Consider the following 20022-nt stretch of genomic DNA (forward strand, 5'->3'; position numbering starts at 1 on the left):
CGGCCGCTGGGGTGAGCTGGGCCAGCCGCCCGGAATCAGCCGCTGCCTCCGCCGACGACCGCGGCCGAGGCGGCGGACCGAAGCGGGTGGACCCGGGCGGTACGGCGGGGCCGATCGGGCCGGTCTCGACGGTGGCTCCCGGTCGATGTCGGCGGCGGGTGTCCGGACGGGGGTCGGGTGGGCCAGATCGAGCTGGGTGACCGGTGGACCGAACCGACGGTGGAGGACCGCCCACCGGCCCGCTCCTGGTTGGCCACCCGGTCGGTACGTCTCGGCGCGCTGCTGGCACTGCTCCTCGCCACCATGAGTGCGGCCGGTACCGGGCCGGCCCGGATCTCGGCGGTGACCATTCCGGCCCGGTTGGGCACGTCGGTGGTGAGCGGCGTCGACCAGCTCTTCCTGATCGACCCGGTTGATCCGGCAACGGATTCCCGGCAGCAGGTCAGCGCGTACCGGTTGCCCGGTGGCGAGCCGTTGTGGCGGGTACGGATGCCGGTGCCCGGCCCGCTCGGCGGGCACACCCTGATCGGCGACACGCTGGTGCTGACCTCGGACTGGGGTTCGGTCGCACCTCGGCGGACGGTCGGGGTGGACACCGCGACCGGCGCGATCTCCTGGAGACGTACGGCCTCCTTCGACGCGGTGAGCGCCTACGGCGACGTGCTGCTCTGGACCCCGGACGCGGACACCACCGGTGCGGGTGTCGCGGCCGGGGAGGAGATCCCGGCCGGCTTCGGCATGTGGACCCCGGGCACCCTGGAGGCGATCGCGCCGGACTCGGGTGCGGTGCGCTGGTCGGTCAAGCTGCCCGCCGGGGCGGTGCACGACTACACCGGCCCGACCGACGAGACCGCCGGTTGGTTCGACGGCCCGCTGCCGGAGCGGGCGATGATCGGGCTGCCGGGTGGCCGGATCGAGGTACGGGACCTGGGCTCCGGTCAGGTGGTCCGGTCGGCGGAACTGCCCGCGCCGGAGGCGGGCGGTGTCGGGTCGTGGCCACCGGCGGCGGTCGGTGACCTGTTGCTGCGCCCCGAGGGGGCACGCAGCCTGACCGCGTACGGGTTGGAGCGGTTCGAGCGGCGGTGGACGATCGACTGGGACACCGACCGGGATCCGTGGCCGCAGCCGTGCGGTGCCGTGCTCTGTGCCTTTCGCCGGACCGGTGGGGTGCGGGTGCTCGACCCCGCCACCGGTGCGGTCCGGTGGTCCGACGACAGGTGGAGCACCCTGCACTCGGTGGGGCCGTACCTGATCGGGAGCGACCAGGCCCGGCAGCAGCCGGCGCCCGGGCTGAGCGTGCTGGATCCGGGCACCGGCCGGGTGCTCGGCGACCTCGGCGCCTGGCAGGTGCTCGGGTTGCTCAGCGACGGTGCCGCCCCGACCAACGGATCGACCGACGGCGGGTCGTCCGAGGGGGCCGGAGGGCCGGGCGGACCGCGGCTGATCGGATTCCGTACCGGTCAGGACGGCCGGACCCTGGTCGCCGCCGTCGACCTGGCCACGGCCTCGACCCGGCCGCTGGCGGTGCTGCCGGGCATCTCCGGTGACTGCCGGTACGCCCACGGCGTGCTGGTCTGCCGCCGGCTCGACGCCACCATCGGCGTCTGGCGCCTGCCCGTCTGACCCGCCCGTCCAGCGGGTGACGCCGCTCGCGGCCCGGCCGGGACGACTGCTCGGCGGACCGCGTTGAGCTGGGGTTTGGCGGACGCGGCTAGGTTGTTTCGCAGGGGCGGGGGGAGAGCCGGAGAGCTGGAGGTCGCGGTGCGGGTACTGGTGGTGGAGGACGAGCGGAATCTCGCCGACGCGATCGGGCGGGGATTACGCCGCCAGGGCATGGCGGTCGACCTGGCCTACGACGGCACGGTGGGACACGAGATGGCCATGGTGACGCGGTACGACGTGGTGGTCCTGGACCGGGACCTGCCCGGCGTGCACGGCGACCAGATCTGTGCCGACCTGGTCAGCTCCGGTGCGCTGACCCGGGTGCTCATGCTCACCGCGAGCGGTACGGTCGCGGACCGGGTCGAGGGGCTGCAACTCGGGGCCGACGACTATCTGCCCAAGCCGTTCGCCTTCGACGAGCTCGTCGCCCGGGTGCAGGCGCTCGGCCGACGGGCCACCCCGGCCGCGCCCCCGGTGCTCACCGTGGCGGACCTGGTGGTCGACCCGGCCCGTCGGGTGGCCACCCGGGCCGGAACGCCGGTCGATCTGACCCGCAAGGAGTTCGGGGTGCTGGAGGAACTGCTCAAGGCCCGGGGTGCGGTGGTCTCCAGCGAGGAACTGCTGGAACGGGTCTGGGACGCCAACACCGACCCGTTCACCACGACGGTACGGGTGACCGTGATGACCCTACGGAAGAAACTCGGTGATCCACCGCTGATCGAGACCGTGGTCGGCGCCGGTTACCGGATGCCGGAGCGCTACCTGCCCGAGCAGGTGGGCGCATGACCGTCTACCTGACCCGCCGCCGGGCCCGGCTGCGGCCCACGCTCCGCCTGCGGCTGACCCTGCTCAACGGGGTGCTGCTGGTCGGTGCCGGCGCCATCCTGCTGTTGCTGGCCTGGCTGCTGGTCACCGGCGGGCTCCGGGGGGCCGGCGAGCTGCGCTCGGGCACCGTGGTGCTCGCCGACAACACCCAGGTGAGCGCCCTGGAGTGGCAGGATCAGATGCTCGCCGCAGCGACCCGGGAGTTGCTGGTCAAGGGGTTGGTCGCGCTGCTCGCGATCAGCGTGGTCGGGGTGGCTGGCGCGTACGCGGTGGCCGGCCGTGCCCTGCGCCCGCTGCACCAGGTCACCTCCACCGCCCGGCGACTCGGCGAGGCGACCCTCGACCAGCGGATCCGTTACTCCGGGGCGGACGACGAGGTGGCCGAGCTGGCCGACACCTTCGACGCGATGCTGGACCGGATCGGTGGGGCTTTCGAGGCGCAGAAGCGCTTCGTCGCCAACGCCTCGCACGAGTTGCGTACGCCGCTGGCCGTGATGCGTACCGAGGTCGACGTGACCATGGCCGACCCGGACGCGGACGTGGCCGAGTACCGCCGGATGGCGACCGTGGTCCGGGACGCCTCCGAGCGGGCCAACGGGCTGGTCGACTCGCTGCTGGTGTTGGCCCGCAGCGAGGCCCAGTCGGGTCGCCGGTTGAGCCGTAAGGCACCGACCGACCTGGCCGACGGGGCCGCCGCCGCACTGTCCGCCATGCGGGCCGAGGTGAACCGGCTCGGGCTGGAGGTCACCACGTCCCTGCGGCCGGCGCCGGTGGTCGGCGATCCCAGCCTGCTCGAACGCCTGGCCGGGAACCTGATCGAGAACGCGGTCCGGTACAACCACCTGCACGGCCGGCTCTGGGTGCGTACCAGTTCGGACGCCGCCCAGGTGCAGCTGGTGGTTGGCAACACCGGCTTCGAGGTGGACCAGGCCGACGTGCCGGGCCTGTTCGAGGCGTTCCGGCGTGGTGGTCGGGAACGCACCGGTGCGCGCGGCTCGGGGCTCGGGCTCTCGATCGTCTCGGCGGTCTGTGACGCCCATGGTGGGGTGGTGACCGCGGTGGCCCAACCGGGTGGAGGGCTGGAGGTCACGGTGACGTTGCCGGCCGCGGCCGTGACCCCGGTGGTGGCGGCGTCGGCGGTGGTCGTTCCCACCCAGCCCGCCGCACCGACGCGGACACCGAGCAGCGTCGGGGCACCAACGTCCGCCCCGGCCTCCGCCCCGGCCCCGCCGACGGCGGAGGGAGCGGCTGGGGCGTCGACCCCGTCGGGAGGCGGTACGGCGGACGTCCCGACCCCGCCGATCCGGTAGCCACGCGCCCTTGCCCCACCGGGCGGGATGTGACAAGCTCGGGCCCGGTCAGCCGAGAGTGGGAGGAGGTGCGGTCGATGAGTCATCCGATTGGTCCCGCGCCCCGCCCCGGTGCCCGCTGACCCGACACGTTCGCGGGGCGCTTCGTAACTGTCCTGGAGGACATTCGTGAGTTCCCGTATCAGGCACATCACCGTCGACTGTGCCGACACCTACACCCTCGCCGGTTTCTGGGCCGAGGCACTCGGCTACCCCCGCAGTGACGACGACCACCCCGGGGACCCGGAGGCACTCGCACAGGCGCCCGACGGTGCCGGACCGAGCCTGCTCTTCATCCAGGTACCGGAGGGCAAGGCGGTCAAGAACCGGCTCCACCTCGACCTGCAACCGGGCGACCGTACCCGGGACGAGGAGGTCGTCCGGCTGATCGGGCTCGGCGCCACCCAGGTAGCCGACCACCGCAGGCCGGACGGGACCGGCTGGGTGTTGCTCGCCGATCCGGAGGGCAACGAGTTCTGCGTCGAGCGCAGCGCCGCCGAGCGGGCCGGCTGAGCCGAGCGTGAGCCCGGGGGCCGCACTCGCCGCCGACCAGGCGACGGGTGCGGCCCACCGGGCCGTCGGACTCAGGCCGGCAGGCTGGCCACGCCGTACGGCAGGAAGCGTCGGCCGGTCACCCGCTCCGAAGTGCCGCTCCGGTCCAGGTACGGCGTGATGCCGCCCAGGTGGAACGGCCAACCGGCACCGAGGATCAGGCAGAGGTCGATGTCCGGTGCCCCGGCGACCACGCCCTCGTCCAGCATCAACCGGACCTCCTGGGCCACCGCGTCCAACGCCCGCAGGCGTACCTGTTCGGCGTCGAGCGGTTGGTCACCCACCTGGAGCAGGGCGGCGACCTCCGGGTTCACATCGCCGTCGACCAGCAGCGGCCGGCCGGACTCGGCGATCCGCCTCAGGTTCTCGCTCGTCCCGTACCGGTCCGGGAAGGCCGCGTGCAGGGTCGCTCCGGTGTGGTAAGCCACCGCCGGCCCGACCAGCTGCACCAGCGCCAGTGGCCGCATCGGCAGCCCCAGCGGGTCCAGCGCGGAGTCGGCCACCGCCAACGGGGTGCCCGCGTCGACCGCCGAGAAGATCTCCCCGATGAAGCGGGTGAGCAGCCGGTTGACCACGAACGCCGGCGCGTCCTTGACCAGTACGCAGGACTTGCGCAACTCCTTGCCGACCGCGAACGCGGTGGCCAGGGTGGCGTCGTCGGTCCGCTCGCCCCGGACGATCTCCAGCAGGGGGAGGACCGCGACCGGGTTGAAGAAGTGGAAGCCGACCACCCGCTCCGGGTGCTCCAGGTCGGCCGCCATCGCGGTGATCGAGAGCGAGGAGGTGTTCGTGGCGAGCACCGCCTCCGGCGAGACGATCTTCTCCAGTTCCGCCCAGACCTGCTTCTTCACCGCCAGGTCCTCGAAGACGGCCTCGATGACGAAGTCGGCGTCGGCGAAGACGGATTTGTCGACCGAGCCGCCGACCAGGCCCCGCAGTTTGGCTGCCGTACCGGCGTCCAGCCGGCCCTTGCCGACCATCTTGTCGATCTCGCCGTGCACGTACGCCACGCCCTTGTCGACCCGGGTCTGGTCCAGGTCGGTGAGCACCACCGGCACCTGCAACCGCCGGGCGAACAGGAGCGCGAGCTGCGACGCCATCAGACCGGCGCCGACGATGCCGACCTTGGTCACCGGGCGGGCCAGGGTGGCCGGGGGTGCACCGACCGGTTTGCGGGCGCGCCGCTGCACCAGGTCGAAGGCGTACAGGCCGCTGCGCAGCTCCTCGCTGAGCACCAGGTCGGCCAGGGCCTCGTCCTCCGCCGCCGTACCGACCTCGAACGGTGCCTCCTTGGCCAGCCCGAGCAGTTCCCACGCCCGGTACGCGGCCGGCACCGCACCGTGCAGCCGCTCGTCCAGCGTCTGCTTGGCGAAGAACATCACCCCGTCCCACATCTCCCGGTCGACCTCGGGGCGGGTGACCGTGACCGTGCCCCGGAGCACGCCGGCCGCCCACTCCAGCGACCGCTCCAGGAAGTCGGCCGGTTCGAGCAGTACGTCGGCGATGCCCATCTCGGCCGCCTGCTTCGGCTTGAGCATCCGGTTCTGCATCAGCGGGTTCTGGATGATCACCTGGGTGGCCATCGGGATGCCGATCAGGTTCGGCAGCAGTTGGGTCCCGCCCCAGCCGGGGACCAGCCCCAGCGACACCTCGGGCAGCGCCAGCGCCGCCGCACCCCCGGAGAGGGTCCGGTAGTGGCAGTGCAGGGCCAGTTCCAGCCCGCCGCCCATCGCCGCGCCGTTGACGAAGGCGAAGGTCGGCACCGCGCTGTCCCGCAACCGGGCGAAGACCCGGTGGCCGAGGCGGCCCAGTTCGAGCGCCTGCTCCCGGTCGGTGACCAGCGGGATGCCGGTCACGTCCGCGCCGACGCAGAAGATGTACGGCTTGCCGGTCACCGCGATCAGCGCCGGCTCGGCCGCGAGCGCGGCCGTGATCGCCTCGTCCAGACTGGCCAGACCGGCCGGGCCGAGGCTGTTCGGCTTCTTGTGGTCGAAGCCGTTGTCCAGGGTGATCAGCGCGGCGGGGCGGTCCAGCCCGGGTACGGCGACCAGCCGCAGCAGCGCCTTCGTGACGACCTCGTTCGGGTTCTGCAGGGTACTCATGACGCCGTCACACCTTCCGCTCCCGACTGCGGGGCCCGCCGGACCGGCTCACTCCTCGCGCTCGCACTCTCCCCGGTCCAGTGCGGGTTCTCCCAGATGACCGTGCCGCCCATGCCGATGCCGATGCACATGGCGGTGACGCCGTACCGGACCTCGGGCTGCTCGGCGAACTGCCGGGCGAGCTGGGTCATCAGCCGTACGCCGGAGGAGGCGAGCGGGTGGCCGATGGCGATCGCCCCACCCCACTGGTTGACCCGGGGATCGTCGTCGGCGATGCCGAAGTGGTCGAGGAAGGCGAGCACCTGGACCGCGAACGCCTCGTTCAGCTCGAACAGGCCGATGTCGTCGATGCTCAGGCCGGCGATCCGCAGGGCCTTCTCGGTGGAGGGGATCGGGCCGATTCCCATCACCTCCGGCTCCACCCCGACGAAGCCGTACGACACCAGGCGCATGCCGATCGGCAGGCCCAGTTCGTGGGCGACCTCTTCGGCGGCGAGCAGGCTGGCGGTGGCACCGTCGTTGAGCCCGGCGGCGTTGCCGGCGGTGACCTTGCCGTGTGGGCGGAACGGGGTCTTCAGCCCGGCCAGCTTCTCCAGCGAGGTCTCCCGGGGCGCCTCGTCCACGCACGCCAGGCCCCAGCCGGTCTCCGGGTCGCGGATCGCCACGGTCACCAGGTCGTCCTGGAGCTTGCCGTTCGCGTACGCCTTGGCGGTCTTCTGCTGCGAGGCGAGCGCGAACGCGTCCGTGCGTTCCTTGCTGATGTGCGGGACCCGGTCGTGCAGGTTCTCCGCGGTCGAGCCCATGACCAGCGCGGACGGGTCGACCAGCTGCTCGGCCAGGATGCGCGGGTTCGGGTCGACGCCCTCGCCCATCGGGTGCCGGCCCATGTGCTCGACCCCACCGGCGATGGCGACGTCGTACGCGCCCATGGCGATGCCGCCGGCCACTGTGGTCACCGCGGTCATCGCGCCGGCGCACATCCGGTCGATGGCGTAGCCGGGCACGGTCTTCGGTAGTCCGGCGAGCAGTGCGGCGGTCCGGCCGATGGTGAGGCCCTGGTCACCGATCTGGGTGGTGGCGGCGATGGCGACCTCGTCGACCCGCTCCGGTGGCAGTTGGGGGTTGCGCCGCAGCAGTTCGCGGATGCAACGGATCACCAGGTCGTCGGCGCGGGTGTTGGCGTACATGCCACCCGCTTTGCCGAACGGGGTGCGGACGCCGTCGACGAAGACGACATCCCGGACTTCACGGGGCACTTGAGCCTCCTTGGCGGCGGGGCGTGTATCCCGGATGCTACTTGCCAGTAACTAGCGCTGTCAGTACGCCGTCTGTGGTCCAGGCCACACCGCGCACGCCGGGTCCCCCCGGCCGGTCCGGTAGGTTGATCGTGACCAGGCGGGGCGACACGGAGGCGGCGTTGAAGGTACTGGTAGCGGGTGGTGCGGGCTTCATCGGCAGCACCGTGGTCTCGGCCTGTCTGGACGACGGGCTGGAGCCGGTCATCCTGGACAACCTCAATACCGGGCGACGGGAGTTCACCCGCGACCGGATCTTCTACCAGGGCGACATCGCCGACGGGGCGCTGATCGACCGGATCTTCTCCGAGCACCCGGAGATCGCGGCGGTGGTGCACGCGGCGGCCCTGATCGTGGTCCCCGAATCGGTGGCCGAGCCGCTGCGCTACTACCGGGAGAACGTGGCCAAGTCGGTCGACTTCCTCGACCATCTGCTGCGCAACGGCTGCGAGCGGCTGCTGTTCAGCTCCTCGGCCTCGATCTACCGGCCGGGCGAGGACTTCTCCGTCGACGAGGACTCGGTGCTCGAGCCGACCAGCCCGTACGCCCGTACCAAGGCGATGCTGGAGGCGATCCTCGCCGACACCGCGGACGCCTCCCCGCTGCGGGCGCTGTCGCTGCGTTACTTCAACCCGGTCGGCGCCGACCCGATGATGCGTACGGGACTGCAACTGCGCCGCCCCAGTCACGCGCTCGGCAAGATGATCAGCGCGGTCGAGGGCGACGACGAGTTCCTGATCACCGGCGTCGACTGGCCGACCCGTGACGGCTCCGGAATCCGTGACTACATCCACGTCTGGGACCTGGCCCGTGCACACGTGCAGGCGCTACACCGGTTCGACGCCATCCTGCCGCCCGGCGGCGAACGGTCGCACGAGGTGATCAACCTGGGCACCGGGAACGGCACCACCGTGCGGGAGTTCGTCACCGCGTTCAACGCGGTCAGCGACCGGCCTCTGCGGGTACGGGAGACCGGGCCCCGGCCGGGCGACTCGGCCGGCTCCTACACCCGTACCGGCCGGTCCCGCCGGCTGCTGGACTGGAAGCCGGAGCTGACCCTGGAGGACGGCATCCGGCACTCGCTGGAGTGGGCCGCCCGACGGGACAGCGTGCTTCCCCCCGCCTGAGTCGTAGCGAAAGGAAGGGCACCTTGTTAACGCTATGCGTTAACAAGGTGCCCTTCCTTTCACGCGGGCTCGGGTAGGGCGCGGGTGAGGTCCGGGGTGATCAGGGTGACCTGCCAGTTGCGGGCCCCGTAACCGCGCAAGGTCTCGGCCACGACCTCCTCGGTGACCTCGTCCGGCGGCGTCCAGGCCAGCCGACGGACCGAGTCCGGGGTGATCAGGTTCTCCGGCGGCAGGTTGTGCTCGCCCGCTATCCGGGTCACCACCTCGCGGCACCGGGCCAGCCGGGCCGCCGCCGTCGGGTCACGCTCGGCCCACCGGTGCGGTGGCGGAGGTCCGTCCACCGTCGCACTCACCGGCAGCGCGTCGTCGGGCAGTGCCCTCGCCTCGGAGAGGGCTTCGAGCCAGGTCCGGGCGAGCCGGCGGACCGAGCGCCCACCGAAGCCCGGAAGCATCAGCAGGGTCCGTTCGTCCTTCGGATCCATCTCGGCCGCGGCGATGATCGCGGCGTCCGGCAGCACCCGGCCCGGCGCCGAGTCGCGACGGGACGCGATCGCGTCCCGCGCGTACCACATCGACCGGACCCGGGCCTGGGCGCGCGCGCCCCGGACCCGGTGGATGCCGGAGGTACGCCGCCACGGGTCGGCGCGCTGCCGCAGCGGCTGCGCCCCCCAGAGCACCAGGGCGGCGAACTCCTCGGCCGCCCATTCGGCCTTGTCCTGCCGCTCCAGTTCGTCGGCGAGGGCGTCGCGCAGCTCGGTGAGGAGTTCCACGTCCAGCGCGGCGTAGGTCAGCCAGGATTCCGGCAGCGGTCGACTGGACCAGTCCGCGGCCGAGTGATGTTTCTCCAGGGTGAACCCGAGCAACTGCTCGGTCAGCGCGGCGAGCCCGACCCGTTCGAAACCGGCCAGCCGGGCGGCCAGTTCGGTGTCGAAGAGCCGGCGCGGACGCAGCCCGAGGTCGGCCAGGCAGGCGAGGTCCTGGCTGGCCGCGTGGAGCACCCACTCGGTGTCCGCGAGCGCCTCGTCGAGGCTGCGGAGGTCGCCGAGCGGGAGCGGATCGATCAGCACGGTGCCAGCGCCGGCCCGGCGCAACTGCACCAGGTAGGCGCGCTGGCTGTAGCGGTAGCCGGAGGCGCGTTCGGCGTCGACGGCGACCGGGCCGGTGCCGGCGGCGAAGCGGGCGACGACATCGGCGAGGGCGGCAGGTGTAGCCACCGGCTCCGGTGTGCCGTCGCGAGGGGCGAGGAGCGGAACGGGCCCGCCAGGCGTTGGGTCGGGCCCCACGGTCTCGGGTTCCGGCGCGAGCGCCGGCAGGCTGTGCGGCTCGTTCCCTGCTTGGCTTTGCGCGGCCCGACGGCGCAGGGGTGGTTCGTCGGTCACCTGACAACCCTAGTGGTCGCTCGCATCCGCCATACGCAGCCGGGCCGGCGCGCCGGGTTGTCCGGCCGGTTGGTGCGTACATCTGTCGGAATGGACGAGTCAGACATCGGGGAAGACAAAGCTCAGCACGGCCGGTACGGTCCCTCCTTGCCGCAGATCCCCGGGCTGGTTTGCCCGATGCTGCGACTCTGGCATGAACGTCTACGGGAGGACGTCGATTTATGACCTCTGGGTATGACCCGCAGCCCGCGACCGGCTACGAGCCGGTCCCCGACGCGTCGGTGCCCGGTCCGCGACAGCCGGCCGCGGAGGTGTCCGGTCCGGCACCCGGCGCTGGTGGGCAGTGGCACTCCGCGCCCGGGTCGTCGGAGGTCGAGCACACCGGCGGCGCCCGACCCGGTCCACTGCCACCGAGGATGGAGCCGCCCCGGGGCGGACCCGGCGCGCCGCTCGCGGCGCCGGCTTCGACGTCTGGGTCGGCGCCGGTCCCGGGCCAGCCTGCGCACACCGCTGCCGCCCCGGCCCACGCACCGACGGCTCCGACCACCGGGTACGACCCGACGGCTCCGACGGCTCCGATCTCCGCGTACGACCCGACGGCTCCGACCTCCGGTTACGGTCAGGCCCCCGGGTACGGGTACGCGCCGGCTCCGGCCGGTGGTTACGGCCCACCCTCGACATCCGGGTACGGGACGCCGAACGCCGCGCTCGGCTATCCGCCCCCGCCGGACGCTGCGCCGACCCCGGTGGTGCGGCGTCGGCTCGCCTGGCCGGGGATCACCGCCCTGCTGCTGGTGCTCGCGCTGGCCGGGGTGGTCGGTTTCCAGGCGTACCAGATCGATCGGCTCGACGGTCGGCTCGGCGACGCCGACCGGCGGCTGGCCGAGGCGCAACGCGCGGACGCGGACCGGCTGGAGGGCGTCGAGGGCCGGGCGAAGGAGCTGGAGAACCGGGCGGGTCAGGCGTTCAACCCCGAAGCGATCTCCAGCGCCGTGCTGCCCAGCGTCTTCCGGGTACGCGCCGGCCAGTTCACCGGGACGGCGTTCGCCGTGGGCAAGCCGGCAACCAACGGCGGCACCAACCTGTTCACCAACTTCCACGTGGTCGAGGAACTCTGGAACGGTGGTGGGCGCCAGGTCTTCCTGGAGCGTACGGACCAGCGTTTCCCGGCCACCATCGTCAAGGTCGACAAGGCGAACGACGTCGCGCAGCTCAGCACGGACGGCACCTTCACCGGTCTGGTCGCCGCCCCGGAGGCGGTCAAGTCCGGTCAGCAGATCGTGGTGGTGGGCGCGCCCCTGGGCCTGGAGGACAGCGTGACCACCGGTGTGGTCAGCGCCTTCCGCGACAACGAGGACGGCCCCGGCAAGGTGATCCAGTTCGACGCGCCGATCAACCCGGGCAACTCCGGTGGCCCGGTGATCAACGCGGCCAAGCAGGTGGTCGGCATCGCCACCGCCAAGGCTCGCGACGCCGAGGGCATCGGTCTGGCCGTGCCGATCAAGACCGCCTGTGATGGTTTCAAGATCTGCTGAGGTACGCCCGCAGTTGCGCACCCCGCCTTACCCCCACGGAGGAACCCCCATGTCCCAGCCACCGAACGGTCCCGACGGCACCCCGCCGGTCGATCCGACCACCCCGCTGCCGCCGTTCGCCCCGCCGTTCGCCCCGCCGTTCGCCACCCCCGCGTCGCCCGGTGCCACCCCGCCACCGCCGGCCGGTGCCGGCCAGTCGGACGAGCCGCCGACGGTGGCGTACCCGGCACCGGGTGGTCACACCTACCCCGTCGGGGGCTACCCGGCACCCACCACCGGCATCCCCGCCCAGCCCGGGCTCGGTGCACCCCACCCGTACCCGGGGCAGGTCTCCGGCGTACCGGCGTCGGGTGTGCCGGTCTCCGGTGGCCCGCAGCCGTACTCGGGGGTGCCGTACCCGGGGCAGCCGATGTCCGCACCGCCCGGATCCGGCCTGCCGTACGGGGCGCCGCCGCCGGCCGCCGGCAAGCGCCGTACCGTGCTGGTCCTTTCGATCGTCGTCGCGCTCCTGTTCACGGTCGGCGCGGTGATGACCGGACTGTTCGTCACCAAGACCGGCGAACTCAACCGGACCGAGCGGGAACTCAGCTCCCAGGTGCGGGAACGGGACGAGAAGATCGGTGCGAACCAGCAGGAGATCGACCGGCTCAAGCGGGACGTACAGGCGGCCACCGACCGGGTCAAAGCGGTCGAGCAGGACCTGACCGGGACGAAGAACGACCGGGACGAGCAGGCCCGGCAGAAGGCCGTGATCGCCAACTGCCTCGACCTGTTCAGCAAGGCGATGACCGCCACCAGCGAGGCGGCCTTCCGGAAGGCGATCGACGAGGCGGACAAGGTCTGCGAGGAAGCCGACGGTTACCTCTGACCGTCGTCCCCAGCGGGCGCCGGTCGGTGCCCGTCGGAACTCCCCGCCGCCCGGCCGGGTCGTCCGCTCAGGCGGCGCCGGCCGGGCGGCGCTCGGAGAGCGCGGTGACCCCGGGCGGGGGCAGCCCGGCGGTCGAGGCCAGCAACGTGCACCAGGCGAGCAGGTGGGCGCGGAGATTGCCGCCCAGCGGCGTCCACGACGCCCGGATCTCGATGTCACCGGCGGCCGGAGGGCCGGCGAGGTCGCCGAACTTGGTCGACAGGGTCTGGGTCACGGTGCCGCCCAGCGCCCGGAAACCGGCCCCCTGGGCGTCCAGGGCGTCGGTGAGCCAGGTCCAGCCGACCGAGGGGAGCAGCGGGTCGGCGGCGAGATCGACCTCCAGGTCGGCGGTGACGTACGTGACCAGCCGCAGCGTCCCCTCCCACGCCTCGTGGCCGGCGGGGTCGTGCAGCAGGATCAGCCGCCCGGTCGCCACCTCGTCGTCGTCGCGCAGCACGGTGGCGCTCAGCGCGAAGGCGTACGGGGCGAGCCGCTGCGGGGCGCCGACCTCTTCGAGCAGGATCTCGTCCCGGGGGGCCGCCGCGCGCAACCCGGCCACCGCGCGGGTGAACGTCTCGGGGAGCACGATCGGGGCGGCCATGTCCGCAGCCTAAGCCGACCGGTGGCACGGTGGGGGATCGCCGCGCCGGCCGCGTCCGTGCTCACAAAACCGCCCGGCGCCCGCCAGCGCCGTCACCGGGCGTGGCACGATTGCGCCGATGACCACCACGATTGCTGGTAACACGAGCCAGGGCGGGCAATCTGCTCCCGCCGGTCCCGCCGACTCGCCGTTCGTCCGCGCCTGCCGACGGCTGCCGGTGCCGTACACCCCGGTCTGGTTCATGCGCCAGGCCGGCCGCTCGCTGCCGGAGTACCGGGAGTTGCGGGCCGGGGTGGCGATGCTCGAATCGTGCCGGCGCCCCGAACTGGTGCGCGAGATCACCCTGCAGCCGGTCCGCCGGCACGGGGTGGACGCCGCGGTCCTGTTCAGCGACATCGTGGTGCCGGTCGCCGTGGCCGGGGTCGACCTGGAGATCGTGCCGGGCACCGGACCGGTGGTGGCGCAGCCGGTGCGCGACGCCGCCGACGTGGACCGGATCCGGCCGATCACCGCCGATGATCTCTCCTTTGTGGACGAGGCCGTCCGGATGCTCGTCGCCGACCTGGGCGACACACCGTTGATCGGCTTCGCCGGAGCCCCGTTCACCCTCGCCAGCTACCTGATCGAGGGCGGACCGTCGCGCACCCACGCGAAGACCAAGGCCCTGATGTACGGCGCGCCGGAGGTCTGGCACGCGCTCTGCGGCCGGCTGGCCGAGATCACCGGGGAGTTCCTCCGGGTGCAGGTCGACGCCGGGGCGTCCGCGGTGCAGCTCTTCGACTCCTGGGCCGGGGCGCTCTCCGAGGCCGACTACCGGCGGTTCGTGCTCCCGCACTCGGCGAAGGTGCTCGCCGGCCTGGCCGACACGGACATACCCCGGATCCACTTCGGGGTCGGCACCGCCGAACTGCTCGGCGCGATGGGCGAGGCCGGCGCGGATGTCGTCGGGGTCGACTGGCGGACCCCGCTGGACGCCGCGACCGTACGGATCGGGCCGGACAAGGCGATCCAGGGCAACCTCGACCCGTGCGTACTCTTCGCCCCGTGGCCGGTGATCGAGGCCGAGGTACGCCGGATCCTGGCCGAGGGCGCCTCCGCCCCGGGACACGTGTTCAACCTCGGCCACGGCGTGCTGCCGGAGACCGACCCGGAGGTGCTGACCCGGGTGGTCGCGCTGGTACACGAGGCGTCAGCCCGCTGACCGGGAAGCCGCCGAACCGGGAAGCCACTGAACAGGGAAAGTCACTGATCATGGAAACGCCGAGCAGGGATACCGGACCGCGGATCGCGGTCGTGGGCGGCGGCCTCGCCGGCCTCGCCGCCGCGTTGCGGCTGCGCGAGTTGGCGCCGGCCGGCTCGGTCATCACCATCTACGAGCAGTCCGGCACGCTCGGCGGGAAACTGCGTACCGGCACCATCGCCGGCTCACCGGTCGAGTTCGGCGCCGAGGCGTTCCTGACCCGCGACCCGGCCGGTGGCGAGTCCGCCGCGGTCGCCCTGGCCCGCCGGCTCGGGCTCGACACGGAACTCGTGCACCCGGCGACGGGGCAGGCCGGGATCGCGCTCGGCGGACGGCTGCGGCCGGTGCCCGGCGGCACGCTGGTGGGCGTACCCGGGGACCTGGCCAAGGTGGCCGCGCTGGCGCGGCCGGCGGCGGACCGGGACCACGACGCCGGCCGCCCGCTGCTCGGCCCGGACGAGGATCTGGCCGTCGGCGAGCTGGTCCGGCGCCGGCTCGGCGACGAGGTGGTGGACCGGCTGGTCGACCCGATGCTCGGCGGGGTGTACGCCGGCCGCGCCGACACCCTCTCGCTCGCCACCACGATGCCCGCGCTGGCCCGCGCCGCGCGAACCCAGACCACGCTCACCGGTGCGGTCCGGGCCGCCCAGGCAGCCGCGCCCCGCGCCCCCGGCCAGCCGGTCTTCGCCACCGTGGCGGGCGGGCTGAGCCGACTCGTCACCGCCGCCGCCGAGGCGCTGGTCAGCCCCACCGGAAGCGGCCCCGAGGCCGGGCACACCAGGGTCGGCATCCGGCTCGGCGCGGCGGTCCGCGAACTGACCCGCACCCCGACCGGCTGGCGGCTGGTGATCGGCCCGACCCGGGACCCCGAGGCGGTCGAGGTGGAGGCGGTCGTCCTGGCCCTGCCGGCGCGTCCGGCCGCCCGGCTGCTCGCCAGCGTCGACGTCGGAGCCGGTGCCCTGGTCGGCCGGCTCGACTACGCCAGCGTCGCCCTGGTCACCCTGGCCCTGCCGGCGGCGGCCCTGCCCGACCTCTCCGGCTTCCTGGTGCCCGCGTCCGAGGGGACGCTGACCAAGGCGGCGACCTTCTTCACCACCAAGTGGGGCCACCTGCGCCGGCCGGACGGGCTGGCGCTGCTGCGCGCCTCGGTCGGGCGGTACGGCGAGGAGCACCTGCTCCAGCGCGACGACGCCGAGCTGACCGCGACCGTGCACCGGGAACTGGGCCAACTCCTCGCCGGCCCGGCGCTGCCGGCACCGGTGGCGAGCCACGTACAGCGCTGGGGCGGCGCGCTGCCGCAGTACACGCCGGGGCACCTGGACCGGGTCAGCGCGGCCCGGAACATGCTGCGTACGGCCCACCCGACGCTGGCGCTCGCCGGCGCCGGCTACGACGGGGTGGGAATGCCGGTCTGCGTACGCTCCGGCGAGACCGCCGCCGAAGAGATCGTCAAGGCTCTGGGAGGAACCACGGTATGAGTGCGCAGGACGGCACGGAAGCCATCGCCGAGGCGGCCGCCGCAGCGGTGGAGCAGACCAACGCGGCGCGGCTGCGGGAACTGAACGAGAGCATCCGCTACACCATGTGGTCGGTGTTCCGCGCCACCGGGCCGCTGCCGGCCGACCGGGAACGGATCGCCGCCGAGGTCGAGGCGCTCCTCGCCGACCTGGCGAGCAAGGACGTGGTGGTCCGGGGCACGTACGACGTCTCGGCGCTGCGAGCCGACGCGGACGTGCTGATCTGGTGGCACGCCGCCACCCCGGACGCGCTCCAGGAGGCGTACGGGCTGTTCCGGCGGACCGCGCTCGGCCGGCAACTGGCCCCGGTCTGGTCGCAGATGGCGCTGCACCGGCCGGCCGAGTTCAACAAGAGTCACGTGCCCGCGTTCCTGGCCGGCGAGGCGGCCCGGGACTTCGTCTGCGTCTACCCGTTCGTCCGCTCGTACGAGTGGTACCTGCTGCCCGACGCCGAGCGCCGGGAGATGCTCGCCGAGCACGGCAAGATGGCCCGCGGTTACCCCGACGTACGGGCGAACACGGTCGCCTCCTTCGCGCTCGGCGACTACGAGTGGATGCTCGCCTTCGAGGCCGACGAACTGCACCGGATCGTCGACCTGATGCGTGACCTGCGCGCCTCCCGGGCCCGCCGGCACGTCCGCGAGGAGGTCCCCTTCTACACCGGCCGCCGCCGCTCGGTCGCCGAGCTGGTCGCCAGCCTGCCGTGAACGCGACGCGGGGGCCGGGCGTGTGTCGCCCCGGCCCCCGGGTCGTCGTGGCGGATCAGGGATAGTTGACCAGGGTCGCCTCGGTGTTGGCGGAGTTCACCGTCGCACCGGCGTTGTTGATGATGTTGCGGATCGTTCCGGTGCCGCCGCCGAGCGAGACCGTGACCATGTTGTGGAACCGCACCCCGGCCTTGGTCGGAACCTCGAACGAGTGCCCCAGCACCACGCTCGGATTCGCATTGAAGAAGCAGTAGCTGCCCAGCCCCCACGCCTCGTGGGTGTTCACCGAGTCGGCCACCTTGTACGCCGCGTACCCCTGCTGCGAGCCGTTCATCCAGCTCGCCTGGTTCGGCACGTCGTACGGGATCTCGTTCTGGTAGAAGTACGTCCGGCCGCGTTCACCGTTCCAGATGGTCTGGTACTTCTGGTAGTGCTCGACGAAGAGGCCGTACATGGTGACGTCGTTGCCGTTGACGACCAGGCCGGTGTCGGCGGTGTTGACGTTCCAGCCGACGCCGTAGGTGTGGTCGCCGCGCCAGATCCACAGGTGGTCGCCGATCACGTTCGAGCTGTTCACCCGCAGGCTCACCGTGGCCTTGCCGACCGCCGCGCCGCCGACCCGGAAGAAGACGTCGTGCAGTGAGGTGGGGTTGGCCGAGTGGTTCGCCGACGAGCCGGCCGGTCCGACCTCCATCAGCACCGGCGAGTTGACCGTGCCGGCGTCGAAGAGCAGACCGGCGACCTTCACCCCGTCGACGTCGGCGACGGTCATCGCGACCACGCCGTTGTCCGGGATCAGGGTGGCCAGGCCGAGGCCGAGGACCACGGTGTCGGGCCGGGTCACCCGGAGGGTGTCGTCGAGGTGGTAGACCCCCGGGGTGAAGAGCAGGTGCTTGCCCTGGGCGAGTTGCGCGTTGATGGCGGCGGCGGTCGCCCCCGGCTTCACGATGAAGAACTGGCTGATCGGCAGGGACGATCCGGCCGGGTTGCCGGAGGCCCAGCTCGTGCCGGTCGAGTTGGACCGTACCGCCGGGACGAAGACCTGGTAGTTGCCGGCCTGGTCGATGTAGAGGAACGGCTTCTCCCGTACCACCGGGGTCTGCCCGACGGTGGTGTACGGCGGCTCGGGGAAACTGTTCGCGGGGGCGTTCACCGCGCCGACGAAGACCATGTTCCAGTTCGCGCCGGTCCAACTGCCCCACTGGGTGTTGCGGGAGAGCCACTGTTGCTGCGAACCGGAGCGGACCTGGCCGTCGATCCGGGTGTCGGCGAGCAGGCCGCCGCTGGACCAGCCGCCGTCGTCGAGTTGGAGGTTGCCGCGTACGTGCATGCGGCGGTACGGCGCGGCCTGCGAAACGGCCCAGCGGTCGGTGCCGGAGGGCGGGGTGACCGACAGGTTCTCCGCGGCGCGCCAGAAGTTGTGGGTGGCGTTGCCCTGGAACCAGTCCGCCTCGACGTGCACCCCACCGTTGATGGTGACGCTGTCCGGCAGGAAGCCGAGCCCGGCGACCTGGGTGTAGAAGCCGACGTTCACGTCGACGTGGTAACTGCCCGGCTTGAACAGCAGCGCGTAGCGGTTGTTGCCGAACTGGTTGCTCTCCTGCTGGTTGAAGACGGTGTTCAGCCGGCTCTGGATCGTCGCGCTGGACATCGACGGGTCGAAGACGGAGACGTTCGGCCCGAGGTCCACGGTGCCTCCCGGTGGTGGGGTGGGCGGCGTCGGCGTGGGGGTGCCGCCGCCGGTGGGCAGGACCCACTGTTGGTTGGGCCCACCGAAACACTCCCAGATCTGTAGCGGCGTACCGTCGGCGGAGGAGGGACCGGTGGCGTCCAGGCACTTGTTCGCCTGCGGGTTGCGCAACAGGCCGGCGCTGGCGGTCCATTGCTGTGCCCCGCTGCCGTTGCAGTCCCAGATCCGTACCCGGGCGCCGTTGGCGGTGGAGCCACTGGCCACGTCGAGGCACTTGCCGAGGGCGCGGATGGTTCCGTCGTCGCCGACGGTCCACTGTTGAGCGTTGCTGGCGTTGCAGGTGTAGAGCTGCACCTGGGTGCCGTTGGCGTTGCTCGCGGCGGCGACGTCGACGCACTTGCCGCCGTACCCGGTGATGGCGCCGGTGGTCGCGGCCTGAGCGCTGGTGACGCCGACCGCCCCGACGGCGAGTCCGACCACGACGGTGGCAAGGACGGCGACGATCCTGGGCCGGACGCGGCCCCGGGTTCTGCTGTTGGGGGTCATGGCGAGTCCGATCAGTTCACAAACTTAACAGATTGATCGAAGGCTATTGATGACCTGGTGGAAAGTCAACATATGACCGAAACGACGATGGATGACCGGAGCCGGTGCCCTGCCGCCCGAATCTGTGTAACGCCTGATCCGCTGGGTAGTCGGCGGTGGCGACGGGCCAGCCGCGTCAGGCGGTGAGATCCGCTGGAGAAGGAGTCTGGAGATGTCTCACATGTCACGCCCGGCACAACCCATGCGCGGTCACGACGGCCACGACGGCCATGACGGCGAGTTCGAGTTCTGGCGCAACCACGCCACGATCTCGCTGCAGCCGGTCGCGGCACCGTCGATTCTGGGGCTCTTCGGCTTCGCCGCCGCCACCTTCGTCGTCGCCGCCAACCTGGCCGGCTGGTACGGCTCCTCGGCCACTCCGCAGTTCATCTTCCCGTTCGCCGCCTTCCTCGGCGGCCTGGCCCAGTTCCTCGCCGGCATGTGGGCGTACCGGGCGCGGGACGGCCTGGCCACCGCGATGCACGGCATCTGGGGCGCATTCTGGCTCGCCTACGGGCTGCTCTTTCTTCTCGTCGCGCTCGGCGTGCTGACCACACCCACCCCGTTCGTGGCCCTCGGCTACTGGTTCGTGGCCATGGCCGCGATCACCTGGTCCGGTGCCTTCGCCGCGCTGGCGGTGAACCTCGGGCTCGCCGCAGTGCTCACCGCACTCGCCGCCGGTGCTACCGCCACCGCAGTCGGCCAGATCGCCGACAGCTCCGCGTGGCGTACGACCGGGGCCTGGCTTTTCATCGTCTCGGCCCTGATCGCCTGGTACGTCGCCACGGCGATGATGCTGGAGGGGACCTACCGACGGGTCATCCTGCCGCTCGGCAAGCGGGGCGGAGTCAACGTCCCCGGCCGGGAACCCCGCAAGTCCATCCAGTTCGTCGCCGGGGAGCCGGGCATCAAGGTCGGCCAGTGAGTCTTCTGCCCGGCTGACCCGAAG

Annotated in this window: 16 protein-coding genes; 11 read left to right on the forward strand and 5 right to left on the reverse strand. The window is 72.3% G+C overall.

Going from position 1 to position 20022, the window contains the following annotated elements:
- Positions 1 to 177: 177 nt before the first annotated feature.
- The 4 genes from BDK92_RS26505 (at position 178) to BDK92_RS39170 (ending at position 4349) form a co-directional block, all read left to right on the forward strand.
- Positions 178 to 1623, forward strand: coding sequence for an outer membrane protein assembly factor BamB family protein (locus BDK92_RS26505; RefSeq protein ID WP_246017255.1), 1446 nt, complete (start codon positions 178 to 180; stop codon positions 1621 to 1623).
- Positions 1624 to 1761: 138 nt separating this feature from the next.
- Positions 1762 to 2448: a response regulator transcription factor gene (locus tag BDK92_RS26510; protein ID WP_121159139.1), complete on the forward strand. Its 687-nt coding sequence runs from the start codon at positions 1762 to 1764 to the stop codon at positions 2446 to 2448.
- Positions 2445 to 3797 carry a sensor histidine kinase gene (locus BDK92_RS26515; RefSeq protein WP_121159140.1) on the forward strand — a complete coding sequence of 451 codons (1353 nt, stop codon included), beginning with the start codon at positions 2445 to 2447 and terminating at the stop codon, positions 3795 to 3797. The genes BDK92_RS26510 and BDK92_RS26515 overlap by 4 nt, the downstream gene beginning before the upstream one ends.
- 168 nt (positions 3798 to 3965) lie before the next feature.
- On the forward strand, positions 3966 to 4349 hold the full coding sequence (locus tag BDK92_RS39170) for a VOC family protein (RefSeq protein ID WP_170208688.1): 384 nt from the start codon (positions 3966 to 3968) through the stop codon (positions 4347 to 4349).
- A 71-nt stretch (positions 4350 to 4420) separates the two neighbouring features.
- On the opposite strand, the gene BDK92_RS26525 is transcribed toward BDK92_RS39170, so the two are convergent.
- Together BDK92_RS26525 and BDK92_RS26530 are read right to left on the reverse strand one after the other, a co-directional pair.
- Positions 4421 to 6490 (reverse strand): 3-hydroxyacyl-CoA dehydrogenase NAD-binding domain-containing protein, encoded by a 2070-nt coding sequence (locus tag BDK92_RS26525; protein ID WP_121159142.1) that lies wholly within the window; start codon positions 6488 to 6490, stop codon positions 4421 to 4423.
- Positions 6487 to 7746: a thiolase family protein gene (locus BDK92_RS26530; RefSeq protein ID WP_170208689.1), complete on the reverse strand. Its 1260-nt coding sequence runs from the start codon at positions 7744 to 7746 to the stop codon at positions 6487 to 6489. Before BDK92_RS26530 ends, BDK92_RS26525 begins: the two co-directional genes overlap by 4 nt.
- A 161-nt stretch (positions 7747 to 7907) precedes the next feature.
- Here BDK92_RS26530 and galE point away from each other — a divergent pair, with 161 nt between their 5' ends.
- The gene (galE, locus tag BDK92_RS26535) at positions 7908 to 8912 is read left to right on the forward strand and encodes a UDP-glucose 4-epimerase GalE (protein ID WP_121162605.1); all 1005 of its coding nucleotides are present in this window, start codon (positions 7908 to 7910) and stop codon (positions 8910 to 8912) included.
- A 59-nt stretch (positions 8913 to 8971) separates the two neighbouring features.
- Here galE and BDK92_RS26540 read toward each other — a convergent pair whose 3' ends face one another.
- Positions 8972 to 10291, reverse strand: a complete 1320-nt coding sequence (locus BDK92_RS26540; RefSeq protein ID WP_121159143.1) for an HRDC domain-containing protein — start codon at positions 10289 to 10291, stop codon at positions 8972 to 8974.
- A 221-nt stretch (positions 10292 to 10512) separates the two neighbouring features.
- On the opposite strand from BDK92_RS26540, the gene BDK92_RS26545 reads away from it, so the two are divergent.
- A complete protein-coding gene (locus tag BDK92_RS26545; protein ID WP_121159144.1) occupies positions 10513 to 11826 on the forward strand; it encodes a S1C family serine protease in 1314 nt (437 codons plus the stop codon).
- A gap of 49 nt (positions 11827 to 11875) precedes the next feature.
- Complete coding sequence (locus BDK92_RS26550) at positions 11876 to 12694, forward strand: hypothetical protein (RefSeq protein ID WP_121159145.1); 819 nt, start codon at positions 11876 to 11878, stop codon at positions 12692 to 12694.
- 67 nt (positions 12695 to 12761) lie between these two features.
- Here the strand turns inward: BDK92_RS26550 and BDK92_RS26555 are convergent, their stop codons facing one another.
- Entirely contained in the window at positions 12762 to 13334 is a 573-nt protein-coding gene (locus tag BDK92_RS26555) for a DUF3000 domain-containing protein (RefSeq protein WP_121159146.1), read from the reverse strand.
- 118 nt (positions 13335 to 13452) lie between these two features.
- Here BDK92_RS26555 and hemE point away from each other — a divergent pair, with 118 nt between their 5' ends.
- From hemE to hemQ, 3 genes are read left to right on the forward strand one after another with little or no spacing between them, the layout of a single operon-like run.
- Positions 13453 to 14535 carry a uroporphyrinogen decarboxylase gene (gene hemE / locus BDK92_RS26560; protein WP_121159147.1) on the forward strand — a complete coding sequence of 361 codons (1083 nt, stop codon included), beginning with the start codon at positions 13453 to 13455 and terminating at the stop codon, positions 14533 to 14535.
- A 50-nt stretch (positions 14536 to 14585) separates the two neighbouring features.
- Positions 14586 to 16052, forward strand: coding sequence for a protoporphyrinogen oxidase (gene hemG / locus BDK92_RS26565; protein ID WP_121159148.1), 1467 nt, complete (start codon positions 14586 to 14588; stop codon positions 16050 to 16052).
- A complete protein-coding gene (gene hemQ / locus BDK92_RS26570; RefSeq protein WP_121159149.1) occupies positions 16049 to 16798 on the forward strand; it encodes a hydrogen peroxide-dependent heme synthase in 750 nt (249 codons plus the stop codon). The genes hemG and hemQ overlap by 4 nt, the downstream gene beginning before the upstream one ends.
- Before the next feature lie 55 nt (positions 16799 to 16853).
- Here hemQ and BDK92_RS26575 read toward each other — a convergent pair whose 3' ends face one another.
- Positions 16854 to 19034, reverse strand: a complete 2181-nt coding sequence (locus BDK92_RS26575; RefSeq protein ID WP_121159150.1) for a ricin-type beta-trefoil lectin domain protein — start codon at positions 19032 to 19034, stop codon at positions 16854 to 16856.
- Between the two features lie 211 nt (positions 19035 to 19245).
- Here BDK92_RS26575 and BDK92_RS26580 point away from each other — a divergent pair, with 211 nt between their 5' ends.
- Positions 19246 to 19998, forward strand: coding sequence for an acetate uptake transporter family protein (locus BDK92_RS26580; RefSeq protein ID WP_211349375.1), 753 nt, complete (start codon positions 19246 to 19248; stop codon positions 19996 to 19998).
- The last annotated feature ends 24 nt before the right edge of the window (positions 19999 to 20022 follow it).

It is taken from the genome of Micromonospora pisi (assembly GCF_003633685.1).
In the GTDB taxonomy this organism is placed as follows: Bacteria; Actinomycetota; Actinomycetes; order Mycobacteriales; family Micromonosporaceae; genus Micromonospora_G; species Micromonospora_G pisi.